4 protein-coding genes are annotated in these 2,028 nt (G+C 65.5%); all 4 read right to left on the bottom strand.

The window, feature by feature from the left end; genetic code table 11:
- Window positions 1-772, bottom strand: a 772-nt coding sequence (locus tag LQV45_RS28210) for an alpha/beta fold hydrolase (protein WP_230010235.1), incomplete at its 3' end; no start/stop codon positions are given.
- 170 nt (window positions 773-942) lie between these two features.
- Entirely contained in the window at window positions 943-1,152 is a 210-nt protein-coding gene (locus tag LQV45_RS28205) for a hypothetical protein (RefSeq protein WP_230010233.1), read from the bottom strand.
- 95 nt (window positions 1,153-1,247) lie between these two features.
- Entirely contained in the window at window positions 1,248-1,661 is a 414-nt protein-coding gene (locus LQV45_RS28200) for a VOC family protein (protein WP_230010231.1), read from the bottom strand.
- Window positions 1,662-1,866: 205 nt separating this feature from the next.
- Window positions 1,867-2,028 (bottom strand): DJ-1/PfpI family protein (locus LQV45_RS28195; protein ID WP_230010238.1); only part of this gene is annotated, 162 nt, incomplete at its 5' end.

The following is a 2,028-nucleotide window of genomic DNA, read 5'->3' as shown; positions in this document are numbered from 1 at the left end:
GCTCGCCCGCCGCCGCGCCAAGGCCCGTGAACGCCAGAATGCCGTCCCGCACTTCGAGGGCCCGGTTGTGCTGGACGACATGCCCGGTTCCCTGCACTTCCAGCAGCCGCCCGCGGCTGGCGAGCCCGGCCAGCCGGCGGCACCAGTCTGCATCCGCGATGGGGTCGTTGGCGCCGCGCACCACGAGGACCGGTGCGCTGACGCCGGCGATCTTCTGTTCCATCGGGTACTCCATCATGACCTGCAGGGTCTTGAAGTACCAGGACGGTCCGCAACGCAGGTAGTCGGTGAAAACCAAGGCGTTCGAGGAGGGACTCTCGTAGAACAGGCAGTCACAGCCCAGCGCCAGGCCCATCTGTGCCACGGATCCGTGCCTGGGGTCCACCACGGGACCCATCAGCACCACATTCGAGATCTGTTCCGGCTGCTGAAGGGCTGCTTCCAGAGCCATCTGTGTTCCCATTGAGTGCCCCACCAGCACTATTTCCGCCACGCCAAGCTGTTCCATGGCGCCGAGGATGTAACGGGCGTGGTCGGCAATGGACAGCTGGTACGCGGGCTTGGGGGTGGCACCGAATCCCGGCAGGTCGATGGAGTAGGTCTCCATCGACCCGGCCAGGAGCCGGTGCAGCCGGCGCAGGTAGCGGTGTGACGCGCCGATTCCGTGGATGAGCACGACGGCGGGCGCGGACCCGCCGGCCATTTCGCGCGAGGCGAAGACGTGGCCGGCGTGGCCCGCGGCTGAAATCTCCAAGCGGACCGGACCGGTCATGCTGTAAACGACCGCGGCGGGGAGCACGGGTACAGGAGGGACCGCGTGGCAGCTGCCGGGGTCATGAAGTGCTCGTTTCGTCGCCGGGTGGTCAGCCCAGTCTAGTAAGCCTGCTGGCTAGAACCCTGGCGCCGTGCGGGGCGGCCGGCCCTTCAGGATGATCGGGCGGATCAGTTGTCCCGTTTGTCCCGCTCCTCGAACTCCTCATCGAGGTCATAGTGCCGGAATTCCGTCTCCGGATTCGGCTCGCCCTCCACCCCGTACTCATAGTCCAATTGGCGCTCGACTTGGCTGTCGAGGACCTGAAGATCCTTGTCCGGCAACTTGCTGAGATCCTCCGGGAAGTCATCTTCCGGGCTGAGGTGCAGCTTCTCGGTCATTGCATGGCTCCCTTGGCCAGGGGATGGACTCGCGCTTGCACTGTCCTGGCTGCATTCAGGATAGCCCTTACTGCCGGCGCGGCCGAGGGCCCGTTTTAGGCGGGCTCGGAGCCTACGTTTACCAGCCAGTCCACACCAAACCGGTCCTTGCACATGCCGAAGACGTCGCCCCAGGGTGCCTTCTCCAGCGGCATGGCGACTGTGCCGCCATCGGCCAGCTTGTCGAAGTAGCCGCGGAGCTCAGCTTCGTTGGATCCGCTCAGGGACACGGAAAAGTTGTTGCCCGGGGTGTAGTCCATGCTGTTGGGCGTGTCCGCGCCCATCAGCACCATGCCGGCGTCCGTCCTGAGCTGGGCATGCATGATTTTCTCCTGCTCCGCCGGGTCTTCGCTGGCGTGGTATTCGGCGAAGGTACTCATGGTCAGTTCCCCGCCGAACACCGACTGGTAGAAGGTCATGGCGTCTGTCGCGTTGTCGCGGAAGCCGAGGTAGGGATTGAGCGTAGTCATGTCCGAAACTCCTTGCTGTTGGGGGCGCCGGCCGGGCGGCAACGACGACGGTGCACGGTACAGGGCATATCCTGCCGCAAAACCAACAGCGTGGGTAGGTGTCCGGCCGCGGAACCGGGCAGCCGGCGACTAAGCAGGTGAACGGCCGGCCGAATGCGTCCGACTGCGGGCGGTGCCGCCGTCGGACGCTGCGGCGGGAGTGCGGCTACGGCGTCTGGCCTGCGTGCTCGCCTTCGGCGATTTCCTCAAGGAGTTTGGCGTTGAAGGCCGGAAGGTCACGTGGGCTGCGGCTGGTCACCAGGCCCTGGTCCACCACGACCTCCTCGTCAGTCCAGATCGCGCCGGCATTCTTCAGGTCCGTCTGCAG

The organism is Microbacterium sp. Bi128 (genome assembly GCF_918698205.1).
This window is presented reverse-complemented; position numbering and strand designations above follow the sequence as displayed.